The sequence below is a fragment of the uncultured Agrococcus sp. genome (assembly GCF_945915485.1).
Classification (GTDB): Bacteria; Actinomycetota; Actinomycetes; order Actinomycetales; family Microbacteriaceae; genus Agrococcus.
Map to the genome: position 1 here is coordinate 65,614 of NZ_CAMEFJ010000002.1, position 19,981 is coordinate 85,594.

Consider the following 19,981-nt stretch of genomic DNA (forward strand, 5'->3'; position numbering starts at 1 on the left):
CCGACCGCCATGTTCAACACTCGCGGTGTCGGGGGCGGCTACTACCGTAAGTGTATGAGATTGCTGCACACGTCCGACTGGCACGTCGGCCGCACGTTCCACGGATTCGACACGACGGATCACCTGCGCAGAACGCTCGAAGAGGTCGCTGACCTCGTCGTCGAGCACGAGGTCGACGTCGTGCTCATCGCAGGTGATGTCTTCGATCTCTCGACCCCGGCCGCTCACCACTTCACGCTGCTGACCGAAGCGCTGCAGGGCATCCGGGATGCAGGAGCGATCATCGTCGCGACATCAGGGAACCACGATTCCGCCGCCCGGCTCGGGTTCCTCGCTCCTCTCGTCGCAAGCTCAGGAACACACATCTTGACGGAGTGGCCGGCGGACCCCGTCGTTCTCGAAGACGAGCACGGCCCCGTGCACGTTTTCGGCATCCCGTATCTCGAGCCGAATGCGCTCCGTGTGAATCACGATGATCCGTCGCTCGGCACCGCTGACGGGACACTGCGCTGGGCGATGCGGGGCGTTCGCTCTTCGCTTGCGGCCAACCCGGCAAGAAGCGTCGTACTGTCACACTGCTTCGTCGGCACGACGCCGACCGGCGAGACGATCGAGGACGACGCGCCCCGCGACATCACGGTTGGCGGAAAGAGCATGGTTTCGGCACAGCACTTCAGCGGTGTGGATTACGTCGCTCTCGGTCATATCCACTCCCGGCAGCGCATCCTCGACAACGTCAGATACTCGGGGGCTCCTCTGCACTACTCGTTCGGCGAGCGCTCCCGGGAGCGAGGCGGTTGGCTCATCGATCTCGGCCCGGCAGGCGTCGAAAGCATCGAGTGGCTCGGCTTCACCGTCGAACGCCCGCTCACGACCGTGACGGGAAACCTCGACGATCTCCTCGTCGACGACTCATTGGTCGGAACAGAACAGCACTGGGTTCGAGCAGTACTCACGGATGACCGGCGACCGCTCGAGCCGATGCGTCGGCTGCGAGAGCGGTGGCCGCACTGCGCCCACGTGGAACTGCGTCCTCGGGAGACCGAGGCTTCGCACAGGAGCTACCGCGAGCGGGTGCAGCGGCGAACCGACCTGCAGGTCGTCGAAGGATTTCTGCGTGACGTGCGGCAGCACGAGCCGATGTCGACGACCGAACTGAGCATCATCACCGAGGCCATGACCCTCCTGCAGCAGAAGGCGGAGTCATGAGAATCCAGCAGCTGACGGTCGAGGGCTTCGGCCCGTTCGCCGGCCTCCACACGATCGACTTCACCGAGTTCACCGACACCGGTGTCTACTTGATCGGCGGGCCGACGGGATCAGGAAAATCGTCGATCCTGGATGCCATCGTGTTCGCTCTCTACGACGCGGTTCCCCGCTATGACGGTGTGAGCGGCAAGAAAAAGAGCCTCCGCAGCGACTTTGCGCAACCGCGAACCGCAACTCGGGTCGAGCTGGAATTCGAAGTCGGTGGCGACCGCTACCGCATTCGCCGCTCCCCCGAGTACGAGCGCCCCAAGCAGCGAGGGGAGGGATTCACACGCTCACGAGCGGAAGTCGCGCTCGACCTCGCCGACGGCGGCGGCTGGCGAACGCTCGCAACCGCATACCGCGACACTGCAGCTCGCATCGAGGAGATCGTCGGGTTGAACGCGGAGCAGTTCCAGCAGACGATTCTGCTCGCGCAGGGTCGCTTCGCAGAGTTTCTGCAGGCGAACTCGGAAGATCGCACCGACATCCTTCGACGCCTGTTCGGAACACAGCGATTCGGGGAGCTCACGGCGTCGATAGCCGAGGAGGCACGCGACGCAACCGGGCGCATAGATCAGCTCGAGCAAGAGATCGCAGCGGGCACGACCCGAGCGCAGGAAGCGCTGCGGGAGCTCGAAGAAGACGGCGATCGTGAAGAGCGCGATCCGGTCACGACTCCCGGGGCAGCGAAGTCTCGAGCGGAAGGCACCCGCGAACAGCGACAAGCGCGCGCGCAGGAGAAGAGGAACGAACGGGATGCAGCTGCTGCAGCCGCGAATGCGGCCCGCACCCTGATGTCCGACATCCGCGAGCGCGACACTGCCCGCGAGGAGCTTTCGAAACTCGAGCGTGCCGCGGAACCGGTCGCGGAGGACAATCGGCGGCTCGCACTGGCGAACTGGGCACTCGAGCTCTGGCCGAACGTCACCGCCAAGGATGCAGCTGAGCGGGCCCTGAGCGACGCACAACAGCAGCTCGCGTCAGCGGAGTCCGAGGCGGAGCTGCAGGACATCGACGATCGCGAAGTGGCAACTGCCGTTCACTCGCTACGCGAGCAATTGACCCACGTACAAGACGCCCTGGCACTTGAAGAGCAACTCCCCCGACTGGCCGAGGCCGAACGTGATGCTGTCGAGGAGCAACGGGAGGTGAATGACCTGCGCGCTTCGCTCCGCGAACGCAGCAGTGCGATTCCTGAGCAGCAGACCGAACTGCAAACTCGTATCGACGCGTTGCGCACGGAATCTGCGGAACTGCCGGCACGTCGGCTCGCCGCTGCGACGGCTCACGAACGTATCGACCTGTTCGAGCGGCAGACGCAAGCCGAAACGACGCACGCCACGTTGTCGGAGCAGCTGCGGACGGCGCTGCAGAGGAAGTCGGAGGCGTCACGTCGAGCGGAGGAAACGCTGCGGGCGATGCTCGACGACACTGCTGCTCGCCTGGCGCAGGAGCTCGAGCACGGCATCCCCTGCCCGGTCTGCGGAGCGGAAGACCATCCGAACCCGGCAACGAGCACTGACGGAACAACCGGAGTCGTCACGGAGCAGGACGTCGACGCTGCCAGAACCGCCGAGCGGGATGCCGCGCTCGCCTGCGACACCGCGAAGGAGCAGGAGCGCGAGTCTCATGCCTCCCTCGATCGCCTCCGCGAAGCACTCGGAAACGCAGCGGAGGCCGATCTCCTGGAAGCCGTGCGCAGGAGCGACCTTGCGCTGCGCACAGCCGAAGATGCCGAACGTGAGCTCCCCAGGGCGCTGGAGCGGCTGAGCGCTTTGCACGCAGAGCTGAATGCCTTGCACGAACAGACGGAAGAGCTCGGCGAACGCATAACTCGGCTGGTCTCCGAACGGGATGCGGCCACGAAGGCCGTGCGAGATGCCGAGTCTCGCATCCGCTCCGCGATAGGCGAGGCGAAGAGCGCGGCGGCACGCAAGTCCGAGCTCGATCAGGAGCTGCAGCGCACCATCGCCGTCCAGGATTCGCGCCAACGTGTGCTGGATGCTCAGGAATCGGAGGAGCGCTCGGCGGCTGCGCTGTCCGCAGTACTCGGTGACCGGAGTGAAGAGGGCCTGCGAGCTGCCCATCTTGCTCGCCAGGAGCGAGAACGGCTCGAAGAACGGATTCGCGAGCACGAGAGCGCGTTCACGCGAGTGCGAGCGATTCTGGAACGCGACGCCATCACGTCGATTCAGCAACGCACGGCCGACGGGATGCCTGATCTCGCTGCCCTGGAAGAGCAGGAGTCGCTGACCGAGAGCGCGCACTCCGCGGCCGTGGGAGCGGTGGCTTCCGCCGACCAGGTCATATCGACGATCGCGCGAGAGTGCGACGCTTCGCTGCGGCTGCGTGAGGAGCTCGAGTCGCTCGGCGAACGAGCGCACGCGCTCACCAGACTGGCGCAATCGCTCGACGGCAGAGGCCCGAACGTGCAGCGCATGCGTCTGGAGACCTACGTGCTCGCAGCGGGGCTCGAATCGATTCTGGACGCCGCGAATCTGCGTCTCGAAACGATGACGCAGGGCCGCTATCAGCTCGAACACGATGACGCGGGAGAGGATCGAGGACGACGGGGCGGTCTCGGCATCATCGTGCGAGACGACTACACGGGCATTTCCAGAACCGTGCAGTCGCTCTCCGGGGGCGAGACCTTCCTCACATCGCTCGCGCTCGCGCTCGGGCTGGCCGATGTCGTGCAACAGGAAGCTGGAGGCGTGCAGCTCGACACGCTGTTCATCGACGAGGGCTTCGGGGCGCTGGATGCGGACGTTCTCGAGCTTGCGATGCAGACGCTCTCCGACCTCCAGACCGGAGGGCGCACGATCGGGGTCATCTCCCACGTCCCGAGCATGCAGGAGCGGCTGCCGGAGCGCGTTCGCGTGAGACGCGGGGCCGGAGGGCGCGGCAGCACGATCGAATTCCCGTGACGGTGGTTACAGTGTCGGAAAGAGCCGCGTCGCGCTCTCACCCTCCTCCAGGATCTTCTTGCCCTTTCCGACGATCTTCCTGTCGACCTTGCCGACGACCTCTTCGTCTTTCTCCGGGTAGTCGAACTGGCTGAGCACGTAGCGCATCGTCTCGATTCTGGCGCGCTTCTTGTCGTTGGATTTCACGACGGTCCAGGGTGCGTGTCGGCTGTCGGTGTAGAAGAACATCGCCTCTTTCGCCTCCGTGTACGCCTGCCACTTGTCACGGCTGGCGAGGTCGGTCGGAGAGAGCTTCCACTGCTTCAGAGGGTCCTTGGAGCGCGCAGCGAAGCGTGCCGCCTGTTCGAGTTCTGAAACCGAGAACCAGAACTTCATGAGGTGAATCCCGCTGTCGATCAGCATCCGTTCGAACTCCGGTGCCGAACGCATGAACTCGAGGTACTGCTCGGGTGTGCAGTAGCCCATGACACGTTCGACGCCCGCCCTGTTGTACCAGGATCGGTCGAAAAACACGATGTCTCCCGCGGCCGGCAGGTGCTCCACGTATCGCTGGAAGTACCACTGCGATTTCTCGCGGTCCGTCGGTATGCCGAGCGCGACGATGCGGGCACCGCGAGGGTTGAGATGCTCCATGAACCGCTTGATCGTGCCGCCCTTGCCTGCGGCATCGCGCCCTTCGAAAAGAATCGCGATCTTCTGCCCCGAGCTCTTCACCCACGACTGTAGTTTCAGCAGTTCGATTTGGAGAAGACGCTTGGTCTCGTCGTACTCCTTGCGCTTCATCTTGCTGTCGTAGGGATACCCCTGCTGCCACGGAAGAGGTACGTTGCGCTCCTCCCGCGTGCGCTGACCGTTCCGGCTCTTGCGATGCAACTCGACGAGTTCGTCGACTTCGTTTCGGGTGTGCAGCTCGTCCATCGTCACCTACCTCGATTCCATCATGGCGCATGCCCGGATGCGTCGGCTTGCATCCGGGGGCGCGAGTGACCAAACTCAGTATCGAGCTGCGCGATCCGCAGACACAACTCAATGAGGAGCATCGCCCATGAACGCGAACACCACAATGCCCGACTTCAGCCACGAGCGGGTCGTCATTGCGACAGGAGACCGGTCCGGTCTCACGATTACCGTTGCCCTGCACTCGAGCGTGCTCGGTTCGGCACTCGGCGGATGCCGGGTGTGGCAGTACGACGACTGGCCCCAGGCCAACGCGGACGCTCTTCGCCTTTCCGCCGCAATGACGAGGAAGAACTCCGTCGCCGGTCTTGATGCCGGTGGTGGGAAGTCCGTCATCATGGTTCCTCGCGGCGAGCAGCTGGACGGTGACCGCCGACGGGCCGCGCTGCTCGACCTTGGTGATGTCGTCGAGATGCTCGGCGGCCGCTACCGCACAGCTGAGGATGTCGGCACAACGGAGCACGACATGCTGGTCGTGAGGGAACGCACCGAGCACGTCGTCGGCCTCCCCGCGGACACGGGAGGAGCCGGAGAGCCTGCCGGTGGCACGGCCCTCGGCGTGTTCTCGTCGATCGAGCCGACGCTGCGAGAAGCATTCGGCGACGGTGCTATCGAGGGGCGGCACTTCGTCATCTCGGGTCTCGGACAAGTGGGGTCTCGTCTCGCCCGACTGATCGCCGGCGCAGGCGGCACGCTTTCGATCACCGACATCGCGCCTGCGAAGCGCTCGCTCGCCGAAGAACTCGGAGCTCAGTGGATCGATCCCGAGGCCGCCCTGACGACACGGGGCGACGTGTTCGTCCCTGCCGGTCTCGGCGGCGTTCTGACCGCCGAAACGATTCGCTCGCTTCCCGTTCGGGCCGTGGTCGGACCCGCGAACAATCCGCTTGGGCGGGCATCCGACGCTGATCTGTTAGCGCAGCGCGGCATCGTCTACGCACCCGACTTCGTCGTCAACGCAGGAGGCGTGATTCACCTCGAGGGCGTCGGCAAGGGCCTCGCAGAACCTGAGATCGAGCAGCGGCTCCTGGGAGTCGGCGACACACTCGGTCGTGTCTATGCGACGGCTCGAGAGCGCGAGGTCACTCCGCTCGCTGCAGCAGAAGCGCTCGCCTGGGAGCGCATCGAACGCGCGAAGTGTCCTTCCTAATGACGCTTCTCAGGCATCTCTGACGGCTTCGACGGTCGCGGCGACGACGTCCGAGATGGGCGTCGTCCCGCCCGTGGCCGAAACCGTGACGTGATGTACGCGCCCTTCGACCATCGCCGGCACGAGTTGGGCGACGAGCGTCGCGACGTCTTCGCGAGCTATGGGCGTGCCGCCTGAGTCGATGCGCAGGGCCGCGTCGAAGCCCGAGTCGTCCTGCACCGTGATCTCAGCATCCACCGACCCGGCACCGGTTTCGAGCGTGAGCGTCGTCGGGGCGAGGATCACCCAGTCCAGTTCGGAGGCCCGGAGCGCTGCATCCGATTTGGCCTTCGCCTCCGCGTAGTGCCAGAAGGGATTGTCCCGATCGATGCCGTGGTCGGGCCGTGCGCCCTTGTAGCTCACGTTGAGGAAGTCGCGCACGCCGTGCTTGACAGCGGCGTCGATCGCACGCTTGGCGGCTTCAAGATCGACGGCTCTCGTGCGAGCGGGGTTGCCGCCGCCGGCACCCGCCGACCAGATCACGAGGTCGATGCCGTCGAGGATCGCCGCGAAATCCGCATCGGGCTCCTCGATGTCCGCGACGAAGGGCTCAGCCCCTCGCTCGCGGATCGCGTCCGACTGCGCTGCGTCGCGGATCACGGATCGAACCGTGTATCCCGCCTGCGTCAGCTGCTCCGTCGCGAGCAGCGCGATCTTGCCGTGGCCTCCGAACAGTGCGATGTGTGTCATTGCCCCAGCCTAGGGGTGTGTGTCGCGCTCTTCCAACGAGGGCGAAATACTTTACGAGGTCTGCAGTCGATCCGAGAGCGCTTCGCGCAGCATGCCGAAGAGCGCCTGCACCTGCAGGTCGTGCGAGTCCTCCGGCGGTGTGTCGCTGCCGTCGAGTGCTCTCGCAGCAAGTGACGCCTTCGAGTCGATGAGCTCCGCGATCCGCGTGTCGACCGTCTGTGCGGCGACGATGCGCCACGCGACGACGGGCATGTCTTGTCCGATGCGGTGGATGCGGTCGATCGCCTGCGTCTGCTCGGCATTCGTCCATGACAGCTCGGCCAGCACCATGTTGGATGCGACCTGCAGGTTCACGCCGACGCCGGCGGCCTGCAGCGAGCACACGATGACCTGCACGCTTTCGTCTTCGACGAACGCGTCGATCGCCGTTTGACGCTGCGCCGGGGTCTGATCGCCTCGAATCGACGTGTGGTGGATGCCGAGCTCGCGGAAGTGCCTCTCCGCCGAATCCATGACGTCGATGTGCTTTGCGAAGAACACGACCTTGCCGACGCTGCGCGCCAACTGTGCAGCGTAATCCGCCGCCATGGTCGCCTTCGCTTTACCGATCTGACGCACCAGACTGAACACGTTCTGGTCTTTCGATGTGCCATCGTCGGAGTCGAGCTCGCTACGCGCGATACGGCGCATGAGGTCTTCGTCGAGCGTGGTCTTCGGCAGCTCCTGGCGTTCGAGAACGCGGTCGTAGCGCTCCACCATACGGCGGGTCAGTGCGCCGGTGACCGCACGGATGTCACGGGCGGACGCTTCGTCGAGCTCGACGGGCAGGTCTGCGATACGACGCTCCGGGATATCCGCGGCGACGTCTTCCTTCCGTCGCCGCACGATGCCCATGTCGATAACGGCTTTACGGGCCTCGCGGTAGAAGTTGCGGTCCATGGGCGTGAGCTCTGTCGCCTCGAGGCGTTCCGTGAGCTCCGCGTTCGGTTGCTTGTCGTCGATCCAGCCGAGGAACTTCCAGATCATCCGGAAGTCCTCGATGTCGTTGATCAAAGGGGTGCCCGTCAGCGCCAGCATCAGCGCACGCGAGTCACGCTCCAGGATCGCCTTCGAGATCTGGATGACGTGCTTCGAACGCTTCGACTCGGGGTTCTTGATGAAGTGCGCTTCATCGACGACCATGCCCCTGAACCCGTGCTTCGCCATCCAGCCGACGTGCCGGTCGAGCACTTCGTAGTTGACGATGACGATGTCGGCGAAGCCATCCACATTGCTGCCATCGCCCTGCACGACGGTGACGGAGCGCCCCGGGGTCCAGCGTTCGGCCTCCCGAGCCCAGTTGACCTTCACGACATTGGGCGCGACGACGAGCAACGGATACGCTTTGGCCGCCGACGCTGCGAGCAGTGCTTGCGCCGTCTTGCCGAGGCCCGGCTCGTCCGCGAGCAGGAAGGAACGATGGCCGTTCTGTGTAGCCGCCACGAAGCGTTCCTGGTGCAGCATGAGCTCGAGGCCCTTCGGGGCGCGAGCAGTGCCGGTCTCCGGCAACTCCATGCAGGCCGGTCGACCGTCGGCTCCGACTTCGAAGGATAGGAACAGGGGGTCGAGCAGGTCGAACCCGGCGAGCCGGTCGAGATCCGGCTTTCTGCGGGCGAGTGAGAGATCGGGCTCGAGGAACGGACGTGCGAGCTGGCTGGCTGCAACGGTTGCCGGCACGACCCGCTTCGATGTCTCCTGCTGAACGGTCTCCTGGACGACGGGCTGCGGTTCGGGCTCGGGTTCCGGCTCCAAACCAGCGGCCAGCAGCACTTCGCGCTTGAATGTGCGAACGGCATCCGAAACAGGGGCGCCTTCACCGAGCAACGGGAGGAGCGTCGGATCCTTCGAAGCCGACTTCGCAAGGATCAACGCGATCCCGTCGAGTCGCTTGAGCTCCTCCGCACGCTTCGCACTGGAGAGGTTCGTGTCGGCTTTGATGCGGGCCCGCTCCTCGCGCACGAGGATCGCGACGGTTTGCAACTTCGTGCGCCCCGTTCGGCTCGCGGCGCGTCGCTGCACGCTCGACTCGACCTCCCTTGCCGCGCGGGCGAGCCGCGGGATTACGCCCGTTTCGTCTCTGCGGGCACGCGACGGTGAAGCCTGCTGCACTGTCATGCTGTGATGCGTCTCCTCGATCACCTACGTTGCGGATGGGACTGTGGCGACCATCCGGGTAGTACGTTCACGACCTCTTCGGTCGTGCGATGCTGTGTCGCGGAGGGCGCAGTCGGCGCAGAACAGCCGCGACACAGGTCAGTGTACTCGATCACTCTGGAACTTTGTATCAGAGTTTCCCCAGATTACGCGTGCCGCCGTGAATGCTTCGTCGGTCAGCAGGACTGCACGAGCCGAGATGTCGTCCGGGCTCACGCAACTCTCCTCGCGGGGGAATAGCTGCGAGCCCCGCCGAGTTGCTTAAAATACGAAACAACTGAGGAGGGTGCTGATGCGATCATTCGGATTCTTGAGCTTCGGCCACTACGGTTCCGGGCCAAACGGCGGCATGAGCGCGGCAGAGTCCCTGCACAGCGCGATCGACCTTTCGGTCGGAGCAGATCGTCTCGGCGTCAACGGCGCGTACTTTCGCGTGCACCATTTCGCGAGGCAGTCCGCCTCGCCTCTGCCACTGCTCAGCGCGATCGCTGCGAAGACCGAGAACATCGAGGTCGGCACGGGGGTCATCGACATGCGCTACGAGAACCCCCTGCAGTTAGCGGAAGAGGCAGCTGCTCTCGACCTCATCGCCGACGGCCGAGTCGCGCTCGGCATCAGCCGAGGCTCACCCGAACCCGCCCTCCGAGGCTGGGAGGCTTTCGGCTACACCGGCAGCGAAGACCCCAGGGGCGCAGATCTCGCGCAGGAAAAGTTCGACCTGTTCCTGCGGGCGATTCGAGGAGAGCGGCTCGCGGCAGCGGACCCCGCCCAGTACGGCCAGAACCAGCGACTTCGCGTGGAGCCGCACTCCCCCGGGCTGGACAGCAGAATCTGGTGGGGCGCCGGCAGCCGCGACACGGCTCGTCGTACGGGAGAGCTCGGCGTCAACATGATGAGTTCGACGCTGCTGACGGAGGCTACCGGCGATGCGTTCTCCGACCTCCAGGCGGAGCAGATCGACATCTTCCGCACGGCGTGGCGGGATGCGGGGCACGACCGGGCACCGCGCGTGTCGGTCAGCCGCAGCGTCTTCCCGATCATGAACGATCGCGACCGACTCTATTTCGGGCTGGGCTCGCGGGAGCAGCACGACCAGGTCGGCATCATCGACGGATTCAGGTCGACGTTCGGGAAAACCTACGCCGACGAACCCGACCGCCTCGTGGAGCAGCTGCGCCAGGATGCGGCGGTCATGGAGGCCGACACCCTCATGCTGACGATTCCGAACCAACTGGGCACGGACTTCAACCTGCACGTGCTCGAATCGTTCGCGAAATACGTCGCACCCGCTCTGGGCTGGAAGCCGAACACTGAGGGGCCTGCCGAGGGATACCCAATCAGCTGAACCACCTCTTCATTACTGAAGTTCGTTTGCTGAGAAGTCGTAGACCATGACGATCTCGTCATCGTGATCAGCAACCGCTTTGAAACCGAGTCGCTCATACAACCGGAGCGCGGGGTTTGATTTCTGCACCGAGAGTGATGCCCGTGAGTATCCACGTTCTCTGAGCAACTCGAGCATTTGTCTCATGAGGAGCGCACCGATTCCTCTCCCCCGACACACAGGCAGCACAGATACCGAGAACTCAGGCGTATGGGCGTCGATATTGCCGTAGCCTCTGACCTCCCCTGCAATGATCCGCGTCCAGACTGCTCCGACAAGTCGCTGATCTTTGACTGCGACGAGACACGCATCGTCAGGCTTGCCCCACTCCTGGATGTAAGCAGCAACCTCGGGAACGGCGAGAATGCTTCGAGGTATGGGATTGTCGGGATCTGGTTGGTGAACTGCGAGATAGAGAAAGTCCGCAAGCCGGTCGACTTCACTAGCTTCAATTGGACGAATGATCGTGTCCAACTTCCCTCTCCCCGCTTCATCGAGAACAAACATGCGTGTTACACTGTAACACAGGAGGGAATTATGGCTACGACAACCGTCACACTGCGTCTCGCAGAGTCAGAGAAGCAAGTTCTTGCTGATTACGCAAAGACCTTTGGCATGAGCATTTCTGAGTTTGTGCGCACCGCAGCGCTCTCTCGCATTGAGGACGAGCTCGATCTTGTCGCTTGGGACGAGGCGAAGCGTGAATTTGATGACGACCCCAAAACGCTGTCAGCCGACGAGATCGCAGCAAAGTACCTCTAAATGTGGCGTCTTCTCTATTCACTGCGAGCCGACAAACAGTTGAGCAAGCTTGATCCAGGTGTTGGCCGCGTCATCGTGGCCTGGCTCAATAAGAACATTGACGGCTGCGACAACCCACGCTCGCAAGGCAAAAGCCTGGCTGCTGGACTGTCAGGCAAATGGCGTTACCGAGTCGGAGACTATCGCGTGCTCTGCGAGATTCGCGACACTGAACTCGTCGTGCTCGCAATTGAAGTCGGACATCGACGCGACATCTACAAGTGATCTGGATATACGTTAAGCAACCCCGAACCGGCTGGGCACGGACTTCAACCTGCACGTGCTCGAATCGTTCACGAAATACGTCGGGCCTGAACTCGTTTCGCAGGTGCACGCGTCAGCGCAGGAAACGCGGCACACAGCCTAGAGTGGTGTCATGAGTAGAGGGAAGCGCGTCCTTCGGTTGATCGGATGGGCCGGACTGACCGCGGCGGGTGCTCTGCACACCGTCTGGGCATCCGGATCGCCGTGGCCCGCAAAGAGCACAAGGCAATTGAGTGATGCGGTGGCCGGCAACCCGAAGGCGCTCCCCGACTCGGGCGCCACATTGTCCGTCGCCGGCGCAGCATTCACCGGCGGCGCCATCGCCGCGGGTGGGCTCGGGGAAGGCCGCGCCGCGGTCGCACTCCGACGATTCATCGGCATCGCGCTGCTCGCTCGAGCCGCGTCAGGAGGGACTGTAGCACTCACCGTGCTGGGGGCGCCAAAGGTGGGGAAGCGCTTCCGCGAACTCGACAGGCGCTGCTATCGCCCGCTGTTCGCCGTTCTGGGACTCTCGGTGCTCCTGAGCGCCAAGAAGTGATGACCCTACCCTTGCAGCTCCAGAGTTTTCACCGACACACGATGTCTTCGAAGGTGGGCGGTGCCGTGATGGGTGGATCCGGACACTAAGCGCTCGGCTCCCGGTACACGACCTCGAAGCGCTCACACAACACCGGCATATCGGGGGCGAACCCGCGAGAGTTTTCGGAGTGCGCCCGCCAGTACCGCTCGTGCACGGCTCGCCAGTGCTCTAGGGTGCGGTCCCCTTCGCCTTCCGATCGAGCGTGCTCGGCCGTCACCAGATCGAAGGGCACGATGCTGAGCTCGGTCGTCCGGATGACCGCGCGAGGCTGTTCGGCTGCGTCGAGGATCACGCTCAAGTCGCCTTCTTCCGGAACCGGCTCACCACTCGACTCGTAGTCCCACATCGACGAAGCAGTTCCGGTCTTCACCCCCGCGAGCACGAGCGCAAGGAGTTCGTCAGCGTGCTCGGGCGTCGCCCCGAATGCCCAAACCTCTGGCAGCGACTCTGGGAGCTCGGGAACACTGACACGAGCACGATCCCAGAACGAGAGGGCTGCCGAAGAGTGATGCATCATCCCAGCTTAGGAGGAACTGCCGAATCGAGTCCCCGGACGGGCAGAGCGACAGGAGCGATACTGTCGAAGCGCGACCCTGCTGCGCTGCTGCTCTCAATCAGCGATGGTCCCATGGCACGTCGTCGAGTCGCGGCCCTCTCATGACAGTGCGCTGAGTCGGGAACCGGTGCGGTTACCTCGCGCGAGCCCCGCTGCTGCATACACTGCAAGTGTGACCGCTCTCGCGATGGTGCCCGGTGATCGTATGCCCATGTACGGCATCGAACACGTCTCGATGCTGCTGGCGCTCCTTGTGATCACTGTGCTTGCCATCACATGGGCACGAAGGTCGGGGCTCACGCAACGGGCCAAACGCACGCTTGCGATAACCGGCTGGCTCTATCTTCTTCTCTCGATAGGTTGGTCCATCTGGGACTTTCTGCCCGCAAACTTCACGATCGATCAATCACTGCCCGTGCACCTCTCGGATGTCCTGCGAATCATCACGGCGCTTGCGCTCATAACGCGCAGCCCGACACTCATATCGATCACGTACTACTGGGGCCTCACGTTGAACCTGCAATCGCTCGTGACGCCCGATTTGAACTACATAACGCATCCCGAAATCGAGTTCGTGTCCTACTGGCTGTTCCACACACTCGCGTTACTCGCACCGCTCGTATTGATCTTCGGGTTCGGTTTCAGACCGACCTGGAAATCACTTGCCGTGGCATTCGGTTCACTGCTGCTATGGGCAGGCGCTTCGGCGGTCGTCAACGCCCTCACCGGCGCGAACTACGGGTACCTCGCCCATGCACCCGCAGGACCATCACTGCTGGATGTCATGGGCGGATGGCCGTTCTACCTCGTCGTCGCAGGCACCATGATTCTGGTCGTCTGGTCATTGATGACGTTGCCGTGGACTCTCCTCCAGCGCCGGAATCCCGCGCCGATGTTCGGATCGCGCGGCATCATGCGCCTGGCCGACCGACAGCAGACCCGGCTGCCGGGAGAGCCGCTGCGCAGTTAGATTGTCTGTATGCGCACACCGGTTCCCGATTACCTGGCCGAACTCATCGAGGGGTGCACCGACGACACCCACGGAGCACTCGCCTCCTATATCCCCGAGCTCGCGAAAGTCGATCCCACACAGCTTGCGGTCGCGGTGTGCACACCGGACGGCACGGTGTATTCGGCGGGTGACGCCGATGCGCAGTTCACGATCCAGTCGATCTCCAAGCCCTTCGCGTACGCTCTCGCGCTGCGCGATCGCGGCCTCGACGTCGTTCTCGATCACGTCGGTGTCGAGCCGAGTGGCGACGCGTTCAACGAGATGTCCGTCGAGACGGCCACGGGGCGGCCCCGCAACCCCATGATCAATATCGGTGCGATCACGACACACTCGCTCGTCGGCAACAAGGCCCTCCCCTATGAGGCTCGGGCTGCTGTGCTGATCGACGGGCTCTCTCGCTTTGCCGGAAGAACGCTCGACGTCGACGAAGCCGTGCTGGAATCCGAGTACGCGACCCGCTACCGCAACGTGGCTCTCGCCTCGATGGCGAGAAGCAACGACTTCATCCACGTAGAGCCCGACGAAGCGGTCTGGGGATACACCAAGCAGTGTTCCGCGCTCGTCACGGCGCGCGACCTCGCCGTCATGGCGACAACGCTGGCGGGAGGCGGGAAGAACCCGCTGACCGGCCAGCAGGTGGTCCCCCAGTGGGTCTGCCGGCAGGTGCTCTCGGTCATGATGTCCTGCGGGATGTACGACGCAGCGGGCGACTGGCTGTCGCAAGTGGGCATCCCCGCGAAGAGCGGCGTTTCGGGTGGCATACTCGGGGCTCTCCCGGGGCAGGCGGGCATCGGCACATTCTCGCCGCGCCTCGACAGGTTCGGCAACAGCGTGCGAGGCGTGCAGCTGTTCGAACGGCTCTCCGGCGATATGGGGCTGCACATCATGGAACTCCCCGCGCCATCGATCGATGCGATTGGCGCACGGGACGAAAGCGAGGATGGCCGACCGATGATCGCCGTGCAGGGCCCCGTCATCTTCTCCACGGCAGAACTCGTGCTGCGCAGGTTCGCGGATATCCCCGATGACGAACGCGACGTCGTCATCGATCTGCGCATGGTTACGACGATGAACTCAGTCGGCAAGCGGATGCTCGCCGAGGGGGTCCGACGCTTGAAGCTCGACGGGCGCGAGGTGGAGCTGCTCCTCCCCCGCGCGGACTTCAGCCTGACCTGACCGCAGTCGTCACCTACCCGCAGAGCCCGCGCCATCGCCTGACCCGCCCGCGCCATCGCCGAGCCTGCCTACGCCATCGCCTGATCTCGCCGACTCGCGTCAACTTCTCGGTCGCCTGGCGTTGAGACAGCGGTTTTGCGGCGTGTCGTCGCCCAGCGACCGAGAAGTTGACATCGCGGGTGCGGGGGATGTTCGGGACGGGTGGTTGGGCGAATGGGGCGATTCGCTGGTAGGGCGCGGCGAGCGTCAGTCTTCGCGGACGTCACCCGTTGCGACATCCACGATGAGATCGTCGCCCGGCTCGGCATCGATCTCGTATTCGAGCTGGCCGTCATCCCAAGAGAGGGTCCAACTTTCGAAGACCGTGTCCGGCTTGAACTCCGCCGCAAGCGATAAGGCTTCTTCCGGCGTCATTTCGAAGGTGATTTCGCGTTCGCGATCGTCGTCGGAGTCCGTGTCGTGCTCGACGACGTCACCCGTCATCGCGCTGATGTCGATTTCGTGCTGCGCGGACCCGTCCTGGACTTCCACCTCGTAGACCCACTCACCGTGGTGCCGCGAGTGATCGAGTTCGAGCGAGAACACGAATCCGCCGCCCGCTTCCGACAACGCGATTTCGACGGCGCGCTCGTGGTCGATGTCGAACTGCTGTCCGCGGACATCCCGCTCGTCGAACTCCGTTTCGGCGTCCTCGGTGCTGTCTCCGCTCTCGCTCTGATTCGGCATCGCCGTTTCCGTCGTGTCCGATGTGCCCTGCGGGGCATCCCCCATGTCGGTGGTATCGTCGCCGGCGCCAGAGCATCCGGCCAGTGCAAGCGCCGCCACGGAGAGCGCGGCGAACGGTGTCAGCTTTTTCACGCGTGTCCCTTCTACGTACTTCTCACGCTAGCCCTGTCCGCATGCGGGAAGCGTGAGGCGCGCATGAGAGGGTTCTTAGAGTTGATGCCACTCCCGGCGCAGCGCCGGATCCACGTACCGAAGGGCCCGCGGGCGTAAAAGACGACCGATTGGACGCATACCCTGGTCAGCGCCCTGCGTACACGGCCTCGATCGCCCCCGCGATTGCGGCAAGGTCGGAAACCGATGCCATTTCCCTTGCCGAATGCATGCTCAGCAGCGGGACTCCGACATCCACCGTCCGGATGCCCAACCGAGTCGCCGTGAGAGGCCCGATCGTGGAGCCGCACGGCACATCGTTGTTGGACACGAACGCCTGCGCCCGAGATCCAGCCGCTTCACAGGCGGAATTCCAGAGTGCCGCGCCGGCGGCATCGGATGCGTATCGCTGGTTCGCGTTCACCTTCAGCAGCGGACCCTGCCCGAGGACCGGGTGGTGCGCAGGGTCGTGGTGGCCGACGTAGTTCGGGTGCACCGCATGGCCGGCGTCGCTCGAGACGCACCACGACCTTCGCAGCATCCGCAATCGGGCATCCTCGTCATTCCCGAGAGCCCGACCGGTGCGTGTAAGTACGTCCGCCAGGACGGGACCCGATGCCCCGCTCACGGTTTCACTCCCGACCTCTTCGTGATCGAACGCTGCGAGCACCAGCACATCTCGCCCCGCGTAACCCTCCGACGTTGCCCGCAGGAGGGCGGCCAGCGAGGCGTGCACGCTCGTGAGATTGTCCATGCGCGAACTGGCGATGAACTCATCGTTGGCGCCGAACATCGCTCCCCGCTGCACGTCGAACGCGTAGACGTCGTGCCCTGCGATGTCCTTCGCTGCGATGCCGGCCGACTCCGCGAGCGCACCGAGCAACCCCGGCCCTCCAGAGGACGTGGTCGAGATCACGGGCGCGGTGTGCGCTTGTTTTCCGAGCTTCAGGCCCTCTTCGTTCGCCGACCTGTTCAGGTGGATCGCGAGCTGCGGGATGCGCGCAATCGGACCTGTGCTCACGAGGTGCTCTCGACCTGACCTGTCGACGACTCGCCCCGCGAACCCGAGCTCACGATCCGTCCAGGATCCGATCAGCGGACCACCGTACACCTCGACCGCCGCCTGCTCGTATCCCACGGCATTCGTCTGCACGGTCGGCTTGAGCTTGAACGAAGGCGAGTCGGTGTGCGAGCCGACGATTCTGAATGCCGAGTCATCCGCTAACTCCTCCGGAACCCACCAAGCGATCAGCGCACCCCCGCGCACGATGAAGTGTCCTCCCGGCGATGCATCCCATGCTTCCCGCTCGTCCTGCTGCTGCCACCCCGCGAGCGCGAGCCTCCTCGCACCCTCTGCGGCCGCGTGGTAGCTAGAAGGAGCTGCTGCGACGAAATCAATGAAATCCTGGGCGTGCTGAACTGCGTCGATTCGAGTGGGCATGCGCTCAGCCTAACTGCTCTTGTGCGAGCCCCTAGACTGGCGTAATGAGTGAACAGGACAGCAACCAGGAAATCGACTACTCGACACTGACCAACGCGGTAAGCGGTCTGGCTTCAGGAGACGTCACCCAGGAAGATTTTCAGGCGGCACTGATCGACGGGATTCTCGTTGTTCCGCTGCGCATGCAGGAGGACGACCCGGGTTCGCCCTCCGCGCCGCTGACGGTGCAGGTGCGTGACGAACCCATGGTGCTCGCTTTCACGGAGCCGGCGGAGGAACTCGCGGCCAAGGTTTCGGAAGTGACGCAGACGTTCGCCCCTGTGCCGGTCAAACTCATCGTCAAGGGCATGCAGCCGGGGTTCGGACTGCTGATCGAATCGACCGGCGGAGCGGTCGGTGTGCGTGCCGAGGAGATCGAACAACTCAAGACAATGGTTGGCGACGACTAGACCACAACTTCAGGCGAACTTCTCGGTCCATAGCTGGAATGACCGCGCTATATCGGCGTGTCGCCAGGCATGGACCGAGAAGTGTGCCCGGCATCGTGAGAGGTCGCGGTGAGTGACTCGGCCGCACAGACCAGCGAAGATCAACCGCGCTCAGAACCGAGCGATGTCAGGACTGCGCCAGCTGCGCACCTGACACGTTCAGTGCTATCCGGTGACCGCGCGGAGTCCGATGTCGAGCGGTAGTGTCTGCCACTGACCGCCCGAATGGGTGAGGCCCCGGCCGTCGCGGTCGACCGTGAGTTGCGTCCTGTGCTGGCGGAGCGCGGCCAGAACGGCGTCACGGTGCTGCGGTAGCGAGAACCAGAGCACATCGTCCGCTGCTCGCTCTTCCGTGAACTCTGCGAAGAGGATGCCGCGGTTTCTTGCCGTTTGCAGTGCGGCTTCGCGAGCGCGCACATGGTCAGGGTGGCCGTAGCCTCCCCTGTCGTCGTAGCTCAGGATCAGTTCCGGTTCGGTCGCGGCGATCGCCGCGTCGATATCGGCGACGACGTCGTGCAGCGAAGCGGCGGTGAGTGAATGTTCGTCGTGCGTGTCCGCGGGGCCCGCGAGCCCCTCCTCGATCCAGCGCATCCCGCTGTCTCGGTAGTTCCGCGGTGGCAGTCCCACAGCCCTTGCCGGCGGGGTTCCCAGCCAGAGTTGTTCGGCTATGCCGAGGGCATCGGCAGCACCTCGCAGCTCACGCTCCCGGATCTCGGGAAGTTGCTCTGCGGGTGTTCCCGTGGGAACGGCCCTCGTGACGATCTCTCCCGCTTCACCTCGCGAGCATGTCAGAAGACTGACGTGGGCCCCGCGCTCGCGGAACTCGCGCAGCAATGCTCCCCCGCACAGCGCCTCGTCGTCGGGATGCGCGTGAACAGCCAGGATGCGAAGGGCGGGCTGCCTGCGCGACAGCAGGTCCGCCAAGCGAGCGCCGTTCTCAATCACGATCTGCCGTGTCCTGTGCCCGCTGATCGTCGAGCTTCCTCTTGTAGACCTGCAGGAGTGCCACGGTCGACGCTCGCCAACTCATGCTCTCCGCGTGCTCACGCGCCTGTTTCGCCAGTCTCGATCGCAGCGCTTCGTCATGCAGCAACTGCGTTATCGCGCTCGCCCAGTCGGCGGGATCTCGCGAGTCGACCAGGAGTCCGGTGCGCCCGTCGAGCACCGACTCCTGCAGGCCTCCTGATCGATAGGCCACTACTGGCACTCCGCTTGCAGCCGCCTCGAGTGAAACAAGTCCGAAGGTCTCGGAATGCGATGGCATGAGGACGACGTCCGCTGTTCTGAGCTCCTCTGCGAGCGGAACTCGTGTCTTGGCGCCCACGAATCGTACGTCGGCTTCGACCCGGAGTTCACGGCACAGTGCAACAAGCGATTCTGCGTACTCGGCGCCGTCGGGAGGGGGTGATCCCACGACGATCAGCTCCGGTCGTTGCCGTTCAGGAATCTCCGCGAGTGCGCGGATCGCGAGGTCGACGCCCTTCAGGGGGTGCAGTCTGCCCGCGACAACGATTCGCCGCTTCACGCTGCCGAGGGGACGACGTTGAGGATGGAAGAGTTCGGCATCGACACCTGGCGGCACGATGAAAACGCACTCCGGCGACGCGCCGAGTCGATGAATCACCGTGCTCCGTTCGGCGCGACTGATCACGACGAGTCCGCACGACTCGCGAGCAAGCATCGCCTCTCCCGCGATCCTCCCGGGGGACTCTGCTCGTTCGCCCGCGTCGAGCGGCTCCGCCTCATCGGCGGCGATCGAGTGGAAACTCTGCACGAAGGGAATGTCGAGTGTGCGCGCTACAGGAAGAGCGGCGATGCCGGAGAACCAGTGTTCGCCGTGGATGATGTCCACTTCCAGCCGCTGGAAGAGCTCTTCGAGGCCCGCCCGGAACTGATCGATGACGCCTTCGTGGTCGCCCTTGTCGATCGTGCGCGCCGGGCCCGCATCGAGCGAGTGCAGGCGAAGCCGGGGCGCGAGTTCCACGACGCCGGGCGCATCCGGATCCTGTCTTCTCGTGATCAGCTCGACCGTGTGCCCCATGCCGGCGAGATGCTCGGCCTGCGCCCGTACGACGACGTTCATCCCGCCCGCATCCTTCGTCCCCGGCTCGTCGATCGGCGATGTGTGCAGTACGACGAATGCGATGCGCAGCGGCGCATCGAATACCGGGTCAGAAACCATACGTCGACGCTACC

19 protein-coding genes are annotated in these 19,981 nt (G+C 64.2%); 10 read left to right on the forward strand and 9 right to left on the reverse strand.

Annotated elements, in window-relative coordinates; all coding sequences use genetic code 11:
• Nucleotides 1-54 precede the first annotated feature (54 nt).
• Both Q0O95_RS00805 and Q0O95_RS00810 read left to right on the forward strand, forming a co-directional pair.
• Nucleotides 55-1,209, forward strand: a complete 1,155-nt coding sequence (locus Q0O95_RS00805) for an exonuclease SbcCD subunit D (protein WP_293694386.1) — start codon at nucleotides 55-57, stop codon at nucleotides 1,207-1,209.
• Nucleotides 1,206-4,178 carry an SMC family ATPase gene (locus tag Q0O95_RS00810; protein ID WP_293694388.1) on the forward strand — a complete coding sequence of 991 codons (2,973 nt, stop codon included), beginning with the start codon at nucleotides 1,206-1,208 and terminating at the stop codon, nucleotides 4,176-4,178. Before Q0O95_RS00805 ends, Q0O95_RS00810 begins: the two co-directional genes overlap by 4 nt.
• A 6-nt stretch (nucleotides 4,179-4,184) precedes the next feature.
• On the opposite strand, the gene ppk2 is transcribed toward Q0O95_RS00810, so the two are convergent.
• Complete coding sequence (gene ppk2, locus Q0O95_RS00815) at nucleotides 4,185-5,096, reverse strand: polyphosphate kinase 2 (protein ID WP_293694390.1); 912 nt, start codon at nucleotides 5,094-5,096, stop codon at nucleotides 4,185-4,187.
• 127 nt (nucleotides 5,097-5,223) lie between these two features.
• Between ppk2 and Q0O95_RS00820 the strand changes: the two genes are divergently transcribed.
• Nucleotides 5,224-6,285, forward strand: coding sequence for a Glu/Leu/Phe/Val dehydrogenase dimerization domain-containing protein (locus Q0O95_RS00820; RefSeq protein WP_293694392.1), 1,062 nt, complete (start codon nucleotides 5,224-5,226; stop codon nucleotides 6,283-6,285).
• A gap of 9 nt (nucleotides 6,286-6,294) precedes the next feature.
• On the opposite strand, the gene Q0O95_RS00825 is transcribed toward Q0O95_RS00820, so the two are convergent.
• Nucleotides 6,295-7,014: an SDR family oxidoreductase gene (locus Q0O95_RS00825; RefSeq protein WP_293694394.1), complete on the reverse strand. Its 720-nt coding sequence runs from the start codon at nucleotides 7,012-7,014 to the stop codon at nucleotides 6,295-6,297.
• A gap of 51 nt (nucleotides 7,015-7,065) precedes the next feature.
• Entirely contained in the window at nucleotides 7,066-9,168 is a 2,103-nt protein-coding gene (locus Q0O95_RS00830; protein WP_293694395.1) for a DEAD/DEAH box helicase, read from the reverse strand.
• Nucleotides 9,169-9,499: 331 nt separating this feature from the next.
• Here Q0O95_RS00830 and Q0O95_RS00835 point away from each other — a divergent pair, with 331 nt between their 5' ends.
• On the forward strand, nucleotides 9,500-10,552 hold the full coding sequence (locus Q0O95_RS00835; RefSeq protein ID WP_293694397.1) for an LLM class flavin-dependent oxidoreductase: 1,053 nt from the start codon (nucleotides 9,500-9,502) through the stop codon (nucleotides 10,550-10,552).
• A 12-nt stretch (nucleotides 10,553-10,564) separates the two neighbouring features.
• On the opposite strand, the gene Q0O95_RS00840 is transcribed toward Q0O95_RS00835, so the two are convergent.
• Complete coding sequence (locus Q0O95_RS00840) at nucleotides 10,565-11,098, reverse strand: GNAT family N-acetyltransferase (protein WP_293694399.1); 534 nt, start codon at nucleotides 11,096-11,098, stop codon at nucleotides 10,565-10,567.
• Between the two features lie 30 nt (nucleotides 11,099-11,128).
• Here Q0O95_RS00840 and relB point away from each other — a divergent pair, with 30 nt between their 5' ends.
• The 3 genes from relB (at nucleotide 11,129) to Q0O95_RS00855 (ending at nucleotide 12,194) form a co-directional block, all read left to right on the forward strand.
• Complete coding sequence (gene relB / locus Q0O95_RS00845; RefSeq protein WP_293694401.1) at nucleotides 11,129-11,353, forward strand: type II toxin-antitoxin system RelB family antitoxin; 225 nt, start codon at nucleotides 11,129-11,131, stop codon at nucleotides 11,351-11,353.
• The gene (locus Q0O95_RS00850; protein WP_293694403.1) at nucleotides 11,354-11,617 is read left to right on the forward strand and encodes a type II toxin-antitoxin system RelE/ParE family toxin; all 264 of its coding nucleotides are present in this window, start codon (nucleotides 11,354-11,356) and stop codon (nucleotides 11,615-11,617) included.
• A gap of 151 nt (nucleotides 11,618-11,768) precedes the next feature.
• Entirely contained in the window at nucleotides 11,769-12,194 is a 426-nt protein-coding gene (locus Q0O95_RS00855; protein ID WP_293694405.1) for a DUF3995 domain-containing protein, read from the forward strand.
• 85 nt (nucleotides 12,195-12,279) lie between these two features.
• Here the strand turns inward: Q0O95_RS00855 and Q0O95_RS00860 are convergent, their stop codons facing one another.
• The gene (locus Q0O95_RS00860) at nucleotides 12,280-12,753 is read right to left on the reverse strand and encodes an ASCH domain-containing protein (RefSeq protein ID WP_293694407.1); all 474 of its coding nucleotides are present in this window, start codon (nucleotides 12,751-12,753) and stop codon (nucleotides 12,280-12,282) included.
• 211 nt (nucleotides 12,754-12,964) lie between these two features.
• On the opposite strand from Q0O95_RS00860, the gene Q0O95_RS00865 reads away from it, so the two are divergent.
• Nucleotides 12,965-13,762 carry a TIGR02206 family membrane protein gene (locus tag Q0O95_RS00865; RefSeq protein ID WP_293694409.1) on the forward strand — a complete coding sequence of 266 codons (798 nt, stop codon included), beginning with the start codon at nucleotides 12,965-12,967 and terminating at the stop codon, nucleotides 13,760-13,762.
• A 9-nt stretch (nucleotides 13,763-13,771) separates the two neighbouring features.
• On the forward strand, nucleotides 13,772-14,980 hold the full coding sequence (locus tag Q0O95_RS00870; RefSeq protein WP_293694411.1) for a glutaminase: 1,209 nt from the start codon (nucleotides 13,772-13,774) through the stop codon (nucleotides 14,978-14,980).
• A 246-nt stretch (nucleotides 14,981-15,226) separates the two neighbouring features.
• Here the strand turns inward: Q0O95_RS00870 and Q0O95_RS00875 are convergent, their stop codons facing one another.
• Entirely contained in the window at nucleotides 15,227-15,838 is a 612-nt protein-coding gene (locus tag Q0O95_RS00875) for a PepSY domain-containing protein (RefSeq protein WP_293694413.1), read from the reverse strand.
• A gap of 166 nt (nucleotides 15,839-16,004) precedes the next feature.
• The gene (locus tag Q0O95_RS00880; RefSeq protein ID WP_293694415.1) at nucleotides 16,005-17,297 is read right to left on the reverse strand and encodes a M18 family aminopeptidase; all 1,293 of its coding nucleotides are present in this window, start codon (nucleotides 17,295-17,297) and stop codon (nucleotides 16,005-16,007) included.
• Nucleotides 17,298-17,341: 44 nt separating this feature from the next.
• Between Q0O95_RS00880 and Q0O95_RS00885 the strand changes: the two genes are divergently transcribed.
• Entirely contained in the window at nucleotides 17,342-17,746 is a 405-nt protein-coding gene (locus tag Q0O95_RS00885; RefSeq protein WP_293694416.1) for an SseB family protein, read from the forward strand.
• A gap of 204 nt (nucleotides 17,747-17,950) precedes the next feature.
• On the opposite strand, the gene Q0O95_RS00890 is transcribed toward Q0O95_RS00885, so the two are convergent.
• A complete protein-coding gene (locus Q0O95_RS00890) occupies nucleotides 17,951-18,730 on the reverse strand; it encodes a PIG-L family deacetylase (protein WP_293694418.1) in 780 nt (259 codons plus the stop codon).
• Nucleotides 18,723-19,967 carry a glycosyltransferase gene (locus Q0O95_RS00895; protein ID WP_293694420.1) on the reverse strand — a complete coding sequence of 415 codons (1,245 nt, stop codon included), beginning with the start codon at nucleotides 19,965-19,967 and terminating at the stop codon, nucleotides 18,723-18,725. Before Q0O95_RS00895 ends, Q0O95_RS00890 begins: the two co-directional genes overlap by 8 nt.
• Nucleotides 19,968-19,981: the final 14 nt, after the last annotated feature.